The following is a 17,362-nucleotide window of genomic DNA, read 5'->3' as shown; positions in this document are numbered from 1 at the left end:
ATTACCGGATTACAGAATCAATAATATAATCTTATTATATCGTTCATAAACACATGCAGCTACTGACTACTCTGCGGAAAAATCTTTTTCTCATTCCGGCTTGGTCACGGTATAGGTTCCGTGTTCAGCATGGTAGGCCTCGCCGTAGCCTTCGTCCTTCCATATTTTAATGGCATATTTCTCCCATTCTTTTGAAAGTGCATCCAATTCATGTGAGAACTTGAAGTAGCTGTCCGAACCTTCATGCTGGGGAGTGGCATGATGCTGTTGGATGTGCTCTCTGAACTTTTGCGGATTATCAATAATCGGACAGGGTTGCATGAGGTTATCATTGAAGGGGATCTGTTTTTTATAGCCCTCGAAGAAGGGGCTCTTAAGGATATCCACGATGGATTTTTCGCGGACATTATCCACTGAATAGGGCTGAAATACGCAGGGTTCAACGCCTCCCTTGGCATTAATGTGGAGGTAGTTGGCTCCCCCTGACATGCACCCATTGACTAAGAATCCGTGGTTCCAGAAATCGGCCAAAAAGGCTAAACGTCCGGATTGACGGAGCGCTTCTAGAAAATGAAAACGTTCATACCGTTGCTGGGCTGTCGGGACAAGGTCAAACGCGGCATCTCGCCCCATTGGCATATATTGAAATACCCAGGAATAGCTAATCCCCAGGTCGTTGATCATAAAGTCCCAAAAATCATGGCTGATAATTTGATCATGATTCTTGGAGGTCGCCATGATAGACGCCCCGCATAAAACGCCTCTTCGGTTGAGCCGATCATACGCCGTGATGATTTTTTGATATGTCCCTTCTCCCCGCCTCCAGTCTGTCATGAGCTCATCCCCTTCAATCGATATGGTGACCGCCACATTCCCAAGTTTGGCCAGTTTATCGACGCGAGATTCCGTTAACAGCGTACCGTTCGTGAAGACCATGAAATAACAGTCACTGAATTTTTCAAACACCTTCATTAAGGGTTTATAAACAAAGGGTTCGCCACCCGTGAAGGTAAAAAAGCGAACGCCAAGGTCATAGAGCTGCTGAACGATATTGAATATCTCCTCTTCCGTGTAATGATATCTGTTGCCATATAATGCGGAGTAACATCCTTTACACTCCAGATTGCACTCATAGGTAGGGGAGATTAATATTAAAAAGGGAATGTGTGTTTCAAACTCCTCGCCTGCCGCATCACGCAAGGCCGTGCCTTCGACAATGTGATTAAAAATAAGATTTGAAATGAGCTTATTGCGTGAAGCGGGATTTAATTTTTTGATTGCCTGGATCCAGCCTTTAACCATGGGATCGTGGTCATGGCACATTTTAGCTAATGAAAGTAAATCCTCTTTACTGTCCTTTGAAATCCTTGCTCCGAGACGAAATATTTTTTCCAGCCCTGACTCATCCAGATGATGAAGTATTGTTGACAAGGCCACTGGCAATGCTTTTTTAGTTAAGGTGCCTAATATCATTATCATTCCTATAAGTGATAACACTCAATTAATATGCGTAAAACCCTAATAATTAAATCATGGGAATTTGCCTTTAATAAATGCGCAAGGCTCTTATTACACTCACAGCGCTTTATAAATAAGTCATGTGAATTAAAAATATATCAACTGCAAATCAGATAGTTATTTGACGCTCCAAGCCTGTTTTAATGTGGACGCTTATCCTATTAGCACTGAGGAGAGCAATCGCAATCATCCTGTTAAGATAAACTCACAAACAGAGCTCATCGTATATCCATTTTATATTCATGATGGCGAAACTTAGATTTACCCTGAAAAAACTCATCTCAATATCTTGGTGTGAAACAGCAAGCCACTTTTATAGTGCGCTCCAATCAACATTTAAATTTCGGCTATCTTTCTTTCGCCACACTCATGACGCCGAAACCTCTCAATCCTTCCATAGTCGGAGAATGACCATCTGAAAAATAGTCTTCAATACAAAGTAGTATTGTTCATAAAAGGGCGGAGTTCATTACTATTTCAAGACAAACTGCATCGATGACATGACTCATCGCCTTTAGGTATTCTGACTCATTTCATTCACCTGTCCCAAATAGCTATTATTATTTTTCGCACTATTTTCAAGCTTGGAAATTGCGAGTCTGGTAGTGTTTTAAAGTCACCCACGCTTTTATATTCTCTGATATGATTTCTGTGTAGCAGGGGCTTGCATACCGCCTGTTACGGTAAAGTGGCGGTAACGGGGCGTTACCGCCACTTTCACCCTCCCCCTGAGTTTCACTTCTTCTGACTCGCCAGCGCCCCTTTGAGTAAGGCAGAGGCTTTAAGACCAAAATGTTGTTCAAAGGCTTTACGTCCCTGAGAAGTGACTCTCAACGCCCGAGTCGCGGGCTGTCGGCTTAACCATTGGCGGTTTAGAAACATTTGCATCAACTTCGCGCCCACTGTGCCTGAAACATGAGGCTGTCGTTCTGTCCAGCCGAGACACGTTTGCACAGAACGTTGCCTTCCTTCGCACATGCCAGTGCTATCCCCTGCATTTCAAACCAAGTTACCCCGGCGTCAGTGACGTAATAATGCAAGTCCCCGGCTTTTTCGAGCAGATTGCGGTCAACCATGGCCTGAGTAATAGCAATACCAGTCTGACCCGCAAGATGAGCATAACAGCACCGCGCAAAGCGAGGTTCTTTGGCAGCCGGACTGGGGGTTGTCTGCCATTAAGAAGCGACAGGGCCGACGGAGGCCAAATTTTCAAGCAACTGGGCTATGTGAGGGCCGGCAAGACGAAAATACCGATACCTGCCCGCCGCTTCCACACTAATCAGAACGCCATCGCGTAATTTCGCAAGATCTAAACTGAGGGTCTGGGCTATCACCCCTGCCGCCTCCGCCTAGACACAACGGGTAAATCATTTCGGGGGTAACTTGTCTCCCTCTGCTGAACGATATCTTTAATCGATAATGGTTGCCGCTTGGAAAACGAATAACATCTTAAAATAAGCCTGCTTTTTGTGCAGGATGTGCACCACACGTGGTGGTAACGCATGGTTTCATTTGGTATTTTAACGTGTCAGAGAAGAAAGCAAATAAAAAGCACTGTTTCAAAAACGGGCGATTGGTGCGATTACTTAATATAGGAATCCAACACTTTCAGCACGACCTCAAGATCTTCTTCTCGTTTCTTTTCCTCAACTTCATGAACAATATGTTCTGTCAGATGCCCCTTAATTACCTCCCGCATTAATCCATTCACTGCCCCACGTATTGCTGCGATCTGTTGTAATACGGCGGCACACTCATGAGGTTCATCCAGCATTTTTTTCAACCCCACCACCTGCCCCTGAATCTTGTTTGTGCGGGCTATGATTTTTTGTTTATCACGGATCGTATGCGACATCCTGAAACCTCATTGAACAAAAAAACTCTCTCTGAAGTGTAGCATCATCATTTTACTGGGGGGTAGTATATACTACTGGGGGGGAGTATAATTCCAATCGCCACTTCTTACTAAGAATTATTATCATGAATGAATTTACAATCCTTATGCAGCAAGGACACACCTGGTTCTTCATTCCCAGTGCAATTTTACTCGGTGCTCTTCATGGGTTGGAGCCCGGGCACTCTAAAACCATGATGGCGGCCTTTATTATCGCTATCAGGGGCACTATCCGGCAGGCTGTCATGCTTGGACTGGCAGCAACCCTTTCACATACCGCGATCGTGTGGTTGATTGCATTCGGCGGAATGTATTTGAGCAATAAGTTCACCGCCGAATCTGCCGAACCCTGGTTACAGTTGGTTTCCGCAGTCATCATCCTCAGCACTGCTATCTGGATGTTCTGGCGGACCTGGAAAGGTGAAAAAAACTGGCTGGAAGGGATGCAGGAAAGTGAAAAACACCTTCATCATGACGAGTCACGTCTGATAGATACCGGTCACGGTAAAGTTGAGTTATCCATCTTTGAAGAAGATGAGTCCCCACATTGGCGGTTACGTACGCTCAGTGGCACAAAATGGGCAGCCCGCGAGGTTTCGTTAGTCACAATCCGAGAGGCAACTACGTTTTTACAGCTTTTTGAATTTATTGATAAAGGTGAATATTTAGAATCCAGATTGCCGATCCCAGAACCTCATAACTTTCGAGTTCGTCTTTCGTTAGGCCATCGGGGCAATGTCCATGATTATGATGTTGTCTACCATGAACACGAACATGATCACTCTTCTCTGGCAGGCCTGAATATAGATTCTAATGAATTTCAGGATGCTCATGAGCTGGCACATGCAAAGGACATCAATCGGCGCTTTACCAAAAATAAAGTCACGAACGGACAGATCCTGTTATTCGGCCTGACTGGAGGGCTTATTCCTTGTCCTGCTGCAATTACCGTATTATTAATCTGCATCCAGCTTAAAGCTTTAACTTTAGGAGCAACACTGGTTGTTTGCTTCAGCATTGGGCTTGCACTGACGCTGGTCACTGTCGGTGTTGGTGCTGCGTTGAGTGTCCGCCAGGTCGCAAAGCGCTGGGGTGGTTTTAAGAACATTGGAAGAAAAATACCTTATTTTTCAAGTGCTCTTATTGGATGCGTAGGGATTTATATGGGGATTCATGGGTATCTTGGCATCTTTGGCTAAGTAATCCACTGTTGCCATAGGTGAAACAAAGGAGAGCAACTTAACATCAGGGATGCGCCACTTTCCCTCTGAGAATGGTCTGCCGTGTGGTGTTGAACTCCCTCGCCCAGTTTTGTCATAAATCCAGTCCAGCCAGCGTTCCAGATAGAACATGCCGGTCTGTGATTTTTGATCATGTTTGCCATTTTTGTGTCTCGACAATTACCGTTTGGTTTTCGTCAAAAATTGCGCGAAATAATTTATGTTGAAAGTCGGCACGAGCGCTGGCTACCAGAAAGCGAATATATAAAACCCGGGACATGACCCGGGCGGATAACTTCGATAACATTGAAGTGTTCTACAACCGAACCCGACGTCACAGTCATCTTGGTGGCGTCAGCCCTGAGGCCTTCGAAAAGGCCTCACCGTGAGGACAGAAAATCTCTACCGGAACGGGGTACTCCACTTGAGTTTTCTTTAACATTATTGATTCACATTCAGAACCACCATATTCCAACTCAATGACGGCAATGAAACTTGTTTGTTTATCCTTCCCTCGTCCGAAAGGGGGAGTATTTTAGGGATCACATTGTCGGGTTGTTCGAAAGTATTGCATGCATCCAGCTCATCTCCGTACAAGGCAACGTGACGTTCTATAGAGGTAACCCCGAAATCCTCTAAGTTGAAGGTGACATCAAATGCCTTTTCGGGATCCGTATTAAGCGCAAAGAAGGCAATTTGCTGTGTTTCTTCATTAAAAACGGCCGCGCTTTGAACCGTTTTCGATGTGCCGTGGACGGTATCAATTACCGGTACTCGCGCAAAATACCGTAACGCAACCCCTCGACCAAACTGGCTCACCATCTGGAAAGGCCAGAAAATTGTTTGTTTGATCGCTTCGCCACCGGGTTGCGTTAAAATGGGCGCGATGACGTTGACGAGCTGTGCCAGTGATGCCATTTTCACCCGATCGCAATGATTAATCAGCGAGCACATCAAACCACCAAAAACGAGTGCATCAAGAAACGTGTAACGCTGCTCGAGAATGGGTGGCGCGACTTCATACAGACGCTTGTGATCTGTGAAATAGTCTTGCCAAGGTTCTCCATCAATCGACCAGATGTTCCACTCATCAAATGAAATCATCATCGTTTTCTTGGAGCGCAGTTTGGCTTTCACATAATCGGCGGTGGCGACAATGGTATGGATAAAGTTATCCATTTGCACAAAGGAAGCCAAAAAGTCTTGAGGGTTTCCGGTGCGGTTTTCAAAATAGTGATGACAGGAAAGGTAGTCGACCTGCTCGTATAACCCTTCGAGCACAATACGGTCCCACTCCGGGAAAGTGTGTTGCAAAGAGCTTGAACTCCCGCAGGCGACCAGTTTGATATCGCGGTCAACCCAGCGAAGGATCTTTGCTGTTTCACATGCTTTTTTCACATAATCTTCAGCATCGAGATGGCAGGTCTGCCAGGCACCATCCATTTCATTGCCAAGACACCAAAGCTTGAAACCATAGGGTTCGTGGCGGCCATGTTGTTGGCGCAAATTGCTTAACGTCGTCCCTTCTTTGACATTGCAATACTCGATGAAGTACCCCGCCTCCTGAGGCGTCCCCGTTCCCAGATTGACTGCAATCATGGGCGTTATACTATTTTTCTCCGCCCATTCAGCGAACTCATGAATACCAAATTGATTCGTTTCCTTCGTTAACCAGGCATAGTCTAACCGCACAGGTCGCTGATCTTGAGGCCCGATACCATCTCGCCAGTGATAGCCAGAAACGAAATTGCCACCAGGATAGCGCACCGTCGAGATATTGAGCTCTTTGATCAGTTTGGCTACATCTTCACGATATCCCTTTTCATCCGAAGATTTATGGCCAGGCTCATAAATCCCCGAATAGACTGCCCTCCCCATGTGCTCTATGAATGATCCATAGAGCGCAGGGTCCACGGCATCGATATAATTCTCTTTCTGAAATAGAAATTTAAGGTGTGTCATGGCATGTCTACCCTATTTATTGTTGAAGAAAAAGATCGCGCTCGATAGTGTCCATCTGACTGGCGTTTAATTTATAAAACATATGGACATTCACCACGCTGATCACATACGCCACGGCAGGTATCCAGACCATCAATGCATAGATGCCATGAATGGCCTGCGGAGTTTGGGTGGCTGCATCGGCCTGGTATCCCGTCAGTGAAAGCACACCGCCCACAATAGCCCCGCCCACGGCCAAAGCGACTTTCAGGGTAAACAAGTTGCCAGATGCGCAAATGCCGCTGTAGCGCATGCCCATTTTCCAGTCGCCGTAATCATCCACATCGCCAATCCACGTCCAAAGAATGGGGCAACCAATTTGATGGACAACAGACAGGATAAAGAAATACACGAATACCGCGGTGATATTGCTGGCGGGGATAAAGTAAAACCCAAGCGTTATTAGCATCGCCAAAAATTTGGTGATCTTATAAACGGCGACTTTATCCCACCGCACAGTAAAATAGGGTGTGAGGAATGTCCCCACCATGCCGGATACCACAGAAAGTGCTAAAAAAAAGGTCGTCTGCATGTCATCGAGGTGCATGACGTATTTACCGAAGTAAATACAAGCTGCGCCGCGAACAAAGGAGGGAATACAATCAAGAAACATAGCCACCATGCAAACGATCCATTGATCGTTTTTCAATCCTTCCCGTAGCATGGTCGATAATTTCGCCTCACTGTAGTCATGCGGAATAATGCGTTCCTTTGTCGTGAGTGCACAAAAGAAGAATAGGACGACTGAAATCGCCGCAAATACGGTGATCACCCAAAAAAATCCTACTTGTTTATTCCCGTGACCAAAATAAGCCACAAGTGGGAGCAGCGTCAGGGTGCAAAATAAACTTGCAATGCCTGAGCCCAGAAAGCGAAATTGCTGACATGACACCCGTTCTTGTGAGTTTGTAGAAATGACACCGCCCAGTGAGCAGTAAGGCATATTCACACCGGAATACAGCAGCGACAAGACGAGGTAGGTAATAAAAGCATACACAACCTTGCTCGTGCCCTCGAAGGCGGGTGTGTAGAACATGAGCATGCAGCTTAAGGCAAAGGGGATCGCGCACCCAATGATCCAGGGACGAAACCGTCCCCAGCGGGTGATTTTCTTGTCCATGTATGCGCCATACAGCGGGTCAAAAATCGCATCGAATATTCTTACCACCAAAAAGATGGCCGCGACGATACCGGGGGCGAGACCGAAAATGTCGGTATAAAAAAAGGAAAGAAACATGGTTATGGGGTTAAACAACATATTACAGGCGGCATCGCCTGATGCAAACCCCACTTTTTCAAAGAAACTTAATCGCTCCGTGCTGCTTCTCGCGTTAGCGCTGACAATGGTATTTACGCTCATGGCGCCCTCACTATTTTTTGTTATAAAACCCCACTTTATTTAAAAGGGCTATTATTAATTTGCAGAGCATCAGAGGATTAAATATTTGGCAGATTAGTCCATGAATTTAACCAGTTAAAACTAGGCGTTTATTTGCTAAGGAGAATGGCGTTATCGCTGTTATCCAGGAACCGTTTTGGACCGGATTATTTATTAAATGGGTTTACCTGTTTCTGCCAGGCGTGAGTGTTCATTTTCACCCTTTCACGACTTTCGGATGACCTTGTATAAATCAAGGAAATAAGGCGGGGGGATATAATCTGGCCGTAACGGAGACAGTGCAACATTAATTCCCCTGTTAACCCTATGGTTTTTATGTCCACCTCACGCACGCGTCAACAACAGTCCCAGGATTGATTTAGCGTCTTTCTTTCTATTACTCAAACCTCTGCTATATTTCGTAAAGGCATCATAAAAACATTTTATTTACAATTTCATGACCTGAAGGTTCCATAACCTTCTTCTTCGTAGATCAACTCCTCACCCAGGGATTTTAAATGTCTGGCACTCTGATCACTTTCATCACACAGACGTTACAAACAGTGCCCGGTCTGGCCATTTTTCTGGCATTAACATTGGGCTATGCCATCGGGCAAATTCGTCTGGGGCCGATCCAGCTCGGCGGTGTGTGCGGAACACTGATTGCCGCATTATTCATTGGTCAGCTGAATATTCCCGTCGATGCCGATATCAAAAACATTTTCTTCATGCTGTTCATCTTTGCGCTGGGTTACAGCGGTGGACCGCAATTCTTCGCCAATCTGAATGCCAAAAATATCCAGTTAGGCCTTTTTTGTCTGATTGAGGTCGTGGTGGTGCTCGGTCTGGTTCTGACCGCCACCGTCGTGATGCATCTGGATCCGGGCACGGCAGCGGGCATGATGGCCGGTGCGGCGACCGAATCAGCGGTAGTCGGTACTGCAACCGATGCGATTTCCCGCCTTGACCTCCCTGCCAGCGAAATCATTCGTCTTCAAGGTAACGTCGTCACCGCCTATTCCATCACCTACATCTGCGGTCTTATCACCATTGTCATTGTCACCAGTCAGATTTTCCCGCTGATTATGCGCACCAATCTGCGCGAAGACGCCGAAAAACTTTGGAAGGAAATGGGCGGCCAGGTCGATGCAGAAGGCATCTCCGCATTGCCTACGGTGGTCGGGCGCGTTTACCGGCTTCAGGCCGGAGCAGGCAAAAGTGTTGACGACCTCCAGCAACGCCTGGGTCAGGGAAGCAGCATTGTGCGCGTACAGCGCAACGGCCGCACACTGGCGCTCTCCCCTTCCCTCCGGCTTCGTAGGAACGATCAGGTCTTACTGGTGGGATATCGCGGAACGGTCATTGAAATGTCCAGGATCCTCGGCAGCGAAGTCGCCGATACCAATTCCCTTACCGCCGCCCTCGACACTTACCATGTGATCCTCCTTGAACCGACGATGGCTAACCGCGAACTGCGCGACCTGGAATTGCCGACCGGCGTGCATGTGGCAGCCGTTCTGCGTGGGGACGCGATGTTGCCCGCGCTTCCCGCCACCCGTTTGCAGGTTCACGACGTGCTGCAAATTTATGATGCCAATCCCGGACGCGCCACGCTGGCGGCACCGGTGCTGAGCAAAATCGGCAAAATGATGCCCGATAAGCTGGCCAGTAATCTGGCGATCGTCGGGCTAGTGATTGCACTGGGCACCTGGCTTGGCAGTTTCAAACTGAACATTGGCGGCATTGATTTCTCCGCAGGCACCGGCGGCGGTGTGTTGATCGTCGGATTAGTAATGGGCTGGTATCACGCACGCCGCGCTGACCTGCATTCGGTTAATGGTGATGCCCTGACGTTGCTCAAAGACCTTGGCCTTGCCGGATTTATCGCCGGTGTCGGGTTGTCTTCCGGCCCGCAGGCGCTCTCTCTCATCATGCAATATGGCATCACGCTGCCCCTGCTCGGCGTCGCTATCGCGATTATTCCGGCGTCCGTCTCACTGGTCGTCGGCCATTTTTGGCTTAAGCTCCGCGCGCCTGTGTTACTGGGAGCGATCGCCGGGCAACAGTGCAGCACGCCCGCCCTGAGCGCCATACAAAATGCGTGTGGTAATTCCACACCGCTGCTGGGTTACACCATTACTTACGCGATTTCCAACGTTGTGCTGCCCCTGATGGGGCCATTAATTGTCGGGCTGGCCAGTTCGCTTCAGCCTCTTTAGTCGTTCATTTTTATTATCCCGGTAACTGAGGTACGCACATGAACTGGTTACACGAATTGTTCCAAAAATCCCCCGAGATTGCGTTGTTTTTCTCCATCGCGGCGGGCTATTACATTGGCAAAATCAAGTTTGGTAAGTTTCAGCTGGGTGGGGTCGCGGGTTCGCTGCTGGTGGCGGTATTAGTCAGTCAGGTGGGTGTCGAAATTGATAACGGGGTGAAATCGGTCATGTTTGCCCTGTTTATCTACGCGGTGGGTTATGAGAGCGGACCAGATTTCTTCCGGTCTTTGGGCAAGCAATCCATCAAAGAGATCATTCTGGCGGCGGTGCTGGCGATCACCGGTTTGCTCACCGTGGTGGTGCTCGCGAAATGGTTTGATCTGGACAAAGGTCTGGCCGCGGGCGTTGCCGCCGGTGCGCTGACGCAGTCCGCCATCATCGGGACCGCGGGTGATGCCATTGCCAAACTCGGGCTGGCTCCCGAGGAGGTCACACGGCTGCAAGGCAACGTGGCGATTGGTTACGCTGTCACGTATGTCTTCGGGTCATTCGGCGCGATTTTGGTTTGTGTGAACTTACTGCCGAAATTCATGGGCCGCACCATCAAAGAAGATGCGCTTAAGGCGGAAAACGCCCTGCAGACCGGGGTTCGTGTTTACGGGCCGGGTCAGGAAGCGGCTGCCCCGGATCTCGTTGGCCGTATTTTCAAACTGCCTGCCAATACGACGGATACCGTGCAGGTTCTCGAACACACCACCGATATCCCGCTCACCATTGAGCGCGTGAAACGCGGCAAGCAAATCATGGAACCGACTCCGGATATGCCGCTGCAACCTGACGATATCGTGCTGGTGGTGGGACGTCGCTCTGCCATCGTCGCGGTCGCCGGGCGTCTGGGCAAAGAACTGCAGGACGAAGAAGGCATGGAACTGACCATGCAGAAACGGGATGTGGTCATCACCAATAAGACGCTCGACAAACGCACCTTTGGCGACATCCGTGAGGCGGTGGCGAAAGATGTGCGTCACGGCGTGTACGTGTCGCAGATTTCCCGTCAGGGCAAAGCGCTGCCACTGGAACCTGAAACCCTGCTGATGCTCGGTGACGTGGTGACGGTGTTTGGTGCTGAAAATGATGTGAAACGCATCGTGGATCAGGCCGGTCATGCGATTGTCCCGAGTGCCAAAACAGACTTCGTCTATATGGGCGCGGGTCTGATTGTCGGCTTGCTGGTCGGCATGCTTACCGCAAAAATCGGTTCTATCCCTCTGACGCTGGGCAGCGGCGGCGGCGCATTGTTATCCGGCCTGCTGTTTGGCTGGTTCCGTTCCCGTCGTCAGTCATTCGGTTACATGCCCTCCGGCGCGGTTCAAATATTGAAAGACTTAGGTCTGGCCGCATTCGTGGTCGTCGTCGGTATTTCTTCCGGCCTGCAGGCGGTGCAAACCGTTGAAAGCCAGGGGCTTAAGATCCTCATTATTGGCGTTGTCGTCACCATCCTGCCGTTAGTGCTGACCATGCTGTTTGGTCGCTATGTGTTGCGCTACAACAACACCGCAATTTTTGCCGGTGCACTTAGCGGTACACGCAGTGCCAACCCGGCATTTGGTGAGGTACTGGATAAAGCCGAGAACACCATTCCCACCGTTCCGTTTGCCATCACCTACGCACTGGCCAACGTATTTTTAACCCTGCTGGGGCCGCTGGTCGTGGCATTTGTATAACCAGGTACTGTTCTGCGAATCGTCAGTCCCGGTCGAACCGGGCTGGCAAATTACGTTCTTAATGATACAGCAAGGAGTAGTGACATGAATTTTGACGACCCCGAGAAGCTGGCGCTGTTAAGCCCGTTTGAACTGAAAGATGCGCTGATGCATCAGGCTGTGCAGAGCAATCAGTTAATGTTGAATGCAGGCCGCGGAAACCCCAACTTTCTTGCAACCACCCCGCGCCACGGTTTTTTCCAGTTTGGCTTATTTGCGATGACCGAAGCCGAACGCTCGTACATGTATATGGATCATGTCGGCGGATTCCCTAAACGCGAAGGCATTGAGGCAAGATTCGAATTATTTGCCAAACAGCATGAAACGAATCCCGGCGTGCGCTTTATCGAAGCCGCCGTCTCCTACGTGCGCGACCAGATGGGGCTGGATGCCGGTGATTTCATTTACGAGATGTGCGAAGCGATTCTGGGCTGTAACTACCCGGTGCCTGACCGTATGCTGAAGATGACCGAAGTCATTGTCGGCAAGTACATCCACAATGAAATGGTCGGTAACTATCCGTTTGTCGGCAAATTCGATATGTACGCGTTGGAAGGCGGCACCGCGGCGATGACATACCTGTTCGCCAGCCTGAAGGCCAACCACGTCATCAACGAAGGCGATACCATTGCCCTCGGTATGCCGATCTTTACGCCTTACATCGAAATTCCGGAACTCAGTGATTACAACCTGAAGACCATCCACATCGATGCACCGCAATCCAATAAGTGGCAGTACACCACTGCTGAACTGGACAAATTACTCGATCCGAAAGTCAAAGCATTCTTCCTTGTGAACCCGAGCAACCCGCCGGCGGTGAGAATTGATGATGAGACGTTGCGTTATATCGCGGAAATCGTGAAAAAACGTCCAGACCTGATCATCCTCACTGATGACGTTTACGCCACCTTTGCCGACAACTTTGTCTCTCTGTTTGCGATCTGTCCGTACAACACCATTCTGGTGTATTCGTTCTCCAAATACTTTGGGGCAACGGGCTGGCGTATGGGGGTTGTGGCAACGCATGAAGACAACATCATTGATAATATTATCGCCAATTTGCCCGCGGCCAAGAAAAAGCAATTGGATCACCGTTACTCTTCCATTACCACGGAACCACGCAAACTCAAGTTCATCGACAGGCTGGTTGCCGACAGCCGTACCGTAGCGCTAAACCATACCGCAGGTCTTTCCACGCCGGTGCAGGCACAGATGACGTTATTCTCACTGTTTTGTCTGATGGATGAGCCGGGTGCTTACAAAGCCGAAATGAAGCGTATCGTACTGCGCCGCCAGGAAGCATTGTATCGCGAGCTGGGGCTGCCTATGCCGCAGGATCAAAACTCGGTGCGCTACTACCACCTGCTGGACATGGAAGAACTGGCGACCCAGATGTACGGTGCCGACTTTGTGAAGTGGATGATGGCAAGGCTAAAACCGAATCAGGCGCTGTTCAGGCTTGCCGAGGAAACCGGCGTTATCTTGCTGCCGGGCAAAGGATTTGGTACGCCGCACCCGTCATGGCGTGTGTCGCTGGCCAACCTCAATGAGTATGACTATGCCAACATCGGTAAAGCGATTCGCAGATTGTCTCGTGAGTATTACGATAAATTCATCGAGGCGACCAGTGCCAAAGAACCGGCACCTGCGGTCAAAGCCGTGAAGGTTGTGGCGGCTGCAAAACCTAAAGCCAAGAAAAAACCTTCGTAAACAGTCTGAGCGTCACCACTGGCAGCGGTTCGGTTGCGCTGCTGCCAGTTCTCCCCCTAAAGCGACGTATTCTTTATTTTTCTACGCAAAGCCTTTCGAATTAAATTCTCTCTGATAAATCCTCTCCAATTGTGTGCATATATACGTTTTGTTTAATATTCCCCTGATAGTATCCCGGTGCAATTAATAATAAATCCAGTGAGGACGCGTATGTTAAACGATGAACCCCCGTCGGGTATTCCGACCACTCCCTGATTATCCTCAGCACCGGTCAGTGTCTGTAAGGATAATCAGAGCCACAAGCCCGATAAATGACGGGCGAAGATTATCTTTATTTCGATGCTGTTATATCGAGGTGCTTTATGCTGTTGAAAAAATTTATTTCCCCAATGTTCCTGAAGACGATAAGCTCTTCATCTCTTAGCGATACGCTCGCCACTGCAGGCATGACAGCCCCGGCTATTCGGCCGCCGCGCCCCCTTCCGTTGTTCCTGACTCTAAAGCATTACTTTTCAACCCATTACCAACGTGCGGTTAAAGCACAAATCGATAGCCTTCTCCCCTGAGAGGGTGACACGCATTAGGGTAACAACGTCTAAATTGTTACCCTAATGAATACTTTTTTAAATTGAATACGGTGTAAAAATAACTCCATTGCTATGGAGGGGTTAATTGCGCCCTATTCTCTCTGCTCATCGATTTTTATCGATATAAAAATTCCAACTGAGAATTAACATTATGCAGAAGAACAATCCTATTATGGGCCGGAAAAAATTCGGCCTGGATGATGTGATTATCATCTCAATACTGTGTCTGTTAGCGGGATTATTCATTTATGGCTGGCAAGGTATGCATACGCCTTTTGATGGGAGTACGATGCCGGCAATTACTCAAGATTATAAAGACTTACCTTATTACACCTTACGTACCACCCTGCGTCTGGTGATTGGATTAGTGTTCTCATTACTTTTTACGGTGGTATTCGCTGTACTTGCTGCAAAATATGCAGCGATGCGCCGCGTTATTTTGCCCTTCGTCAACTTCATGGAATCCGTTCCTCTCCTTGGGTTTTTAACCTTCACCACCGCCTTCTTCCTGGGTCTGTATCCGCACAGCGTGATGGGTCTTGAAGGGCTCGCCATCTTTGCCGTCTTTACCGGGCAGGCGTGGAATATGATGCTGACGATGTATCAGACGCTGCGCGTTGTCCCCAGCGAACTCACCGAAGTCTCCTGCGCGTTTCAGTGCAACCCCTGGCAGCGGTTCTGGCGACTGGGATTTCTTTATTCCTTCCCTGGGTTGCTCTGGAACACTATGGTGTCTCAGTCTGCGGCATGGTTTGCACTGATTGCCTCCGAGATGCTGACGATTGGCGACAATAACGTCAATCTACCCGGTATCGGATCGTGGTTGGGTCATGCCATTGATGCGGGGAGTATCCACGGGGTGCTGTGGGGAGTTCTGGCTCTGGTGGTGAACATCGTGCTGTTTGATCAGTTACTTTTCCGCCCGCTGGTGCGCTATGCCAGCCAGTTTAAGTACGAGGATATCACCTATGCGGAACGGCCGACCTCCTGGTTTTATAATTGCCTGAAGCGTTCGCTTACGGGTCAACAGCTCGGCAAACTGGGCGCCTCGTTCAGTCGGTTTTGGCTGTTTACCTTGCCGAAAGCGTGGTACCTGCTGGGGTTAAATCGACTCTTTAATTTTCTGGGGGTACTCAACTGGCTGTGGGCAAGCCTGTGGTATCTGGCGATTGCTGTCGCCTGCTTGTATTACGGTCATCTTTTGTGGGGTTATCTGCCCTTCCAGTACCTCTCACAGCTCCCTGAATGGATGGGACTGACGGCGGCCCGGGTGATCATCGCCATGCTGTTAAGCATTGTGATCTTCACGCCGCTGGGCGTTTGGATTGGCCTGCGGCCAAAGTGGGTGCGTTTTTTCCAGCCTATCATTCAGATCATGGCAGCGATCCCTTCGAATGTTTTCTATCCGATAGTCACCATCATTCTGATCACCTGGCACCAAAGTCTCAATGCCTGGACGGTGCCAATGATCATGCTGGGCACGCAATGGTACGTTTTGTTTAACGTGATTGCCGGGGCGTCTGTTATCCCAAGTCAGATGGTGGATGTGAGCCGGGTTTTTGGTGTGAAAGGGTGGATGTGGTGGAGCAAGTATATTTTGCCTGCCGTTTTCCCGTACATCGTGACAGGCATCATTTCAGCCGCCGGCGGGGCCTGGAACGCGGCCATTGCCGCTGAAGTGCTCAATTGGGGTGACGTCACCCTGAAAACGGAGGGGTTGGGCGCATTCATTTCCACCACCACCGATGCCGGATTGAATCCTGAGGCTGCGCTGGGCTGTATTGCGATGTGCTTTATGGTTGCCCTGTGCGTGATTTTTATCTGGCAGCCACTTTATCGCTTTGCAGAAACGCGGTTCAAATTTGACTAACTCGCTCAGAAACCTATTAAAGCCGAGAATATGACATGAACAATACTCGTACTGTTTTAGAAATTAAAAACGTGTCCAAATCTTTTCAGAAAGGACATAAGCATACGCAATGCGTACTGGATAATATCAATCTGGACGTCAGAGAAAATGAAATCGTTGCCTTGCTGGGAAGGTCTGGCTCAGGGAAATCCACCTTACTGCGGATGATTGCCGGGTTGGTCGACAGCAGCTTTGGCTCCATTGTGTGTAATGACCAGCCGGTGACCGGCCCCTGCCCGGATACCAGCATGGTCTTTCAGACGTTTGCGCTCTTCCCTTGGCTCACTGTGTTTGGGAATGTCTCCTTTGGCCTGCAGGCATTAGGGTTGCCGGCCAATGAGGTGAACCGCAGAACGGTCGATATGATCGACCTGATTGGTCTGTCGGGTTATGCGGAGGCCTATCCGAAGGAGCTATCCGGAGGAATGCGCCAAAGGATAGGGTTTGCGCGGGCGCTGGCGGTAGAACCGCAGCTGTTGTTGCTTGACGAACCCTTCTCGGCACTCGACATTTATACCGGCCATAAGCTGCGTCAGGATCTGCTGGAGCTGTGGGAAAAACATTACATCAAAACGAAATCGATGATTCTGGTGACCCACGATATTGAAGAGGCCGTAATGCTATGCAACCGCGTTCTGTTATTGACGGGGTCACCCGGCACCCTCACAGATGAATTCAGTATCGATATTCCCCGCAAGATCCGCACGCAGGAAAATACCAAAGCATTGGTGGATACCATTAGCGAAACATTGAACCGCAAGATCGCCCTCACTACACCGCGGCTTTAATGCAACGGACACGCCGATAGGTCTCTATCCGTCAGACTGACCCTGCTCGTATGTCCCTCTATTCCCTCATTATGAAGGGATAGAGGGACATACCGCGATGTGTTTCCCCTTTTTTTCGAACCTGCCCCCCTCTTCATGACAATATTACCGAGTGCCCAAGAGAAATGCATTTTGAACGCGCACTCATGTCGCAAGATTGCATTCTTGCAGACGCTTACCAGAGCAGAGTGGCATTTCTTCCCACTCTGCGAAGTGTTGTATGAGCAGTTTCCGCCAAAATAATTTGCGCCCGTGCTTCAGCCTCTTGTTGAGTTATCCTCCTTTTTACACTTGCGCGATATCCCTCCCTATTTCTTTTGAAAGATAAGGTTCTCG

Annotated in this window: 10 protein-coding genes and 2 pseudogenes; 7 read left to right on the top strand and 5 right to left on the bottom strand. The window is 49.1% G+C overall.

The window, feature by feature from the left end; all coding sequences use genetic code 11:
- Positions 1 to 90: 90 nt before the first annotated feature.
- Together J1784_RS17275 and rcnR are read right to left on the bottom strand one after the other, a co-directional pair.
- The gene (locus J1784_RS17275) at positions 91 to 1,473 is read right to left on the bottom strand and encodes a radical SAM protein (protein WP_217150250.1); all 1,383 of its coding nucleotides are present in this window, start codon (positions 1,471 to 1,473) and stop codon (positions 91 to 93) included.
- A gap of 1,627 nt (positions 1,474 to 3,100) precedes the next feature.
- A complete protein-coding gene (gene rcnR, locus J1784_RS17270; RefSeq protein ID WP_120509502.1) occupies positions 3,101 to 3,373 on the bottom strand; it encodes a Ni(II)/Co(II)-binding transcriptional repressor RcnR in 273 nt (90 codons plus the stop codon).
- 125 nt (positions 3,374 to 3,498) lie between these two features.
- Between rcnR and J1784_RS17265 the strand changes: the two genes are divergently transcribed.
- Entirely contained in the window at positions 3,499 to 4,611 is a 1,113-nt protein-coding gene (locus tag J1784_RS17265; protein ID WP_120509501.1) for a nickel/cobalt efflux protein RcnA, read from the top strand.
- Between the two features lie 107 nt (positions 4,612 to 4,718).
- On the opposite strand, the pseudogene J1784_RS17260 reads toward J1784_RS17265, so the two are convergent.
- Positions 4,719 to 4,882: pseudogene (locus J1784_RS17260) on the bottom strand (RNA-guided endonuclease TnpB family protein); the annotation flags it as partial.
- Between the two features lies 1 nt (position 4,883).
- Between J1784_RS17260 and J1784_RS17255 the strand changes: the two are divergent.
- A pseudogene (locus tag J1784_RS17255) lies at positions 4,884 to 5,021 on the top strand (IS3 family transposase); the annotation flags it as partial.
- 52 nt (positions 5,022 to 5,073) lie between these two features.
- On the opposite strand, the gene arfA reads toward J1784_RS17255, so the two are convergent.
- Entirely contained in the window at positions 5,074 to 6,594 is a 1,521-nt protein-coding gene (arfA, locus tag J1784_RS17250; protein ID WP_217150249.1) for an arabinosylfuranosidase ArfA, read from the bottom strand.
- Between the two features lie 16 nt (positions 6,595 to 6,610).
- On the bottom strand, positions 6,611 to 7,993 hold the full coding sequence (locus J1784_RS17245) for a glycoside-pentoside-hexuronide (GPH):cation symporter (RefSeq protein ID WP_217150248.1): 1,383 nt from the start codon (positions 7,991 to 7,993) through the stop codon (positions 6,611 to 6,613).
- Positions 7,994 to 8,529: 536 nt separating this feature from the next.
- Between J1784_RS17245 and aspT (J1784_RS17240) the strand changes: the two genes are divergently transcribed.
- The 5 genes from aspT (J1784_RS17240) to J1784_RS17220 all read left to right on the top strand — a co-directional run bounded on the left by aspT (J1784_RS17240) (position 8,530) and on the right by J1784_RS17220 (position 16,987).
- Positions 8,530 to 10,230 (top strand): aspartate-alanine antiporter, encoded by a 1,701-nt coding sequence (gene aspT, locus J1784_RS17240; RefSeq protein ID WP_217150247.1) that lies wholly within the window; start codon positions 8,530 to 8,532, stop codon positions 10,228 to 10,230.
- Between the two features lie 38 nt (positions 10,231 to 10,268).
- Positions 10,269 to 11,954: an aspartate-alanine antiporter gene (aspT, locus tag J1784_RS17235; RefSeq protein ID WP_217150246.1), complete on the top strand. Its 1,686-nt coding sequence runs from the start codon at positions 10,269 to 10,271 to the stop codon at positions 11,952 to 11,954.
- Positions 11,955 to 12,038: 84 nt separating this feature from the next.
- Positions 12,039 to 13,703: a bifunctional aspartate transaminase/aspartate 4-decarboxylase gene (locus J1784_RS17230; RefSeq protein WP_120509496.1), complete on the top strand. Its 1,665-nt coding sequence runs from the start codon at positions 12,039 to 12,041 to the stop codon at positions 13,701 to 13,703.
- Between the two features lie 738 nt (positions 13,704 to 14,441).
- The gene (locus J1784_RS17225) at positions 14,442 to 16,160 is read left to right on the top strand and encodes an ABC transporter permease (RefSeq protein WP_217150245.1); all 1,719 of its coding nucleotides are present in this window, start codon (positions 14,442 to 14,444) and stop codon (positions 16,158 to 16,160) included.
- Between the two features lie 35 nt (positions 16,161 to 16,195).
- Positions 16,196 to 16,987, top strand: a complete 792-nt coding sequence (locus tag J1784_RS17220) for an ABC transporter ATP-binding protein (protein WP_119824047.1) — start codon at positions 16,196 to 16,198, stop codon at positions 16,985 to 16,987.
- Positions 16,988 to 17,362 lie beyond the last annotated feature (375 nt).

Source organism: Rahnella ecdela (genome assembly GCF_019049625.1).
GTDB lineage: Bacteria > Pseudomonadota > Gammaproteobacteria > Enterobacterales > Enterobacteriaceae > Rahnella > Rahnella ecdela.
This window is presented reverse-complemented; position numbering and strand designations above follow the sequence as displayed.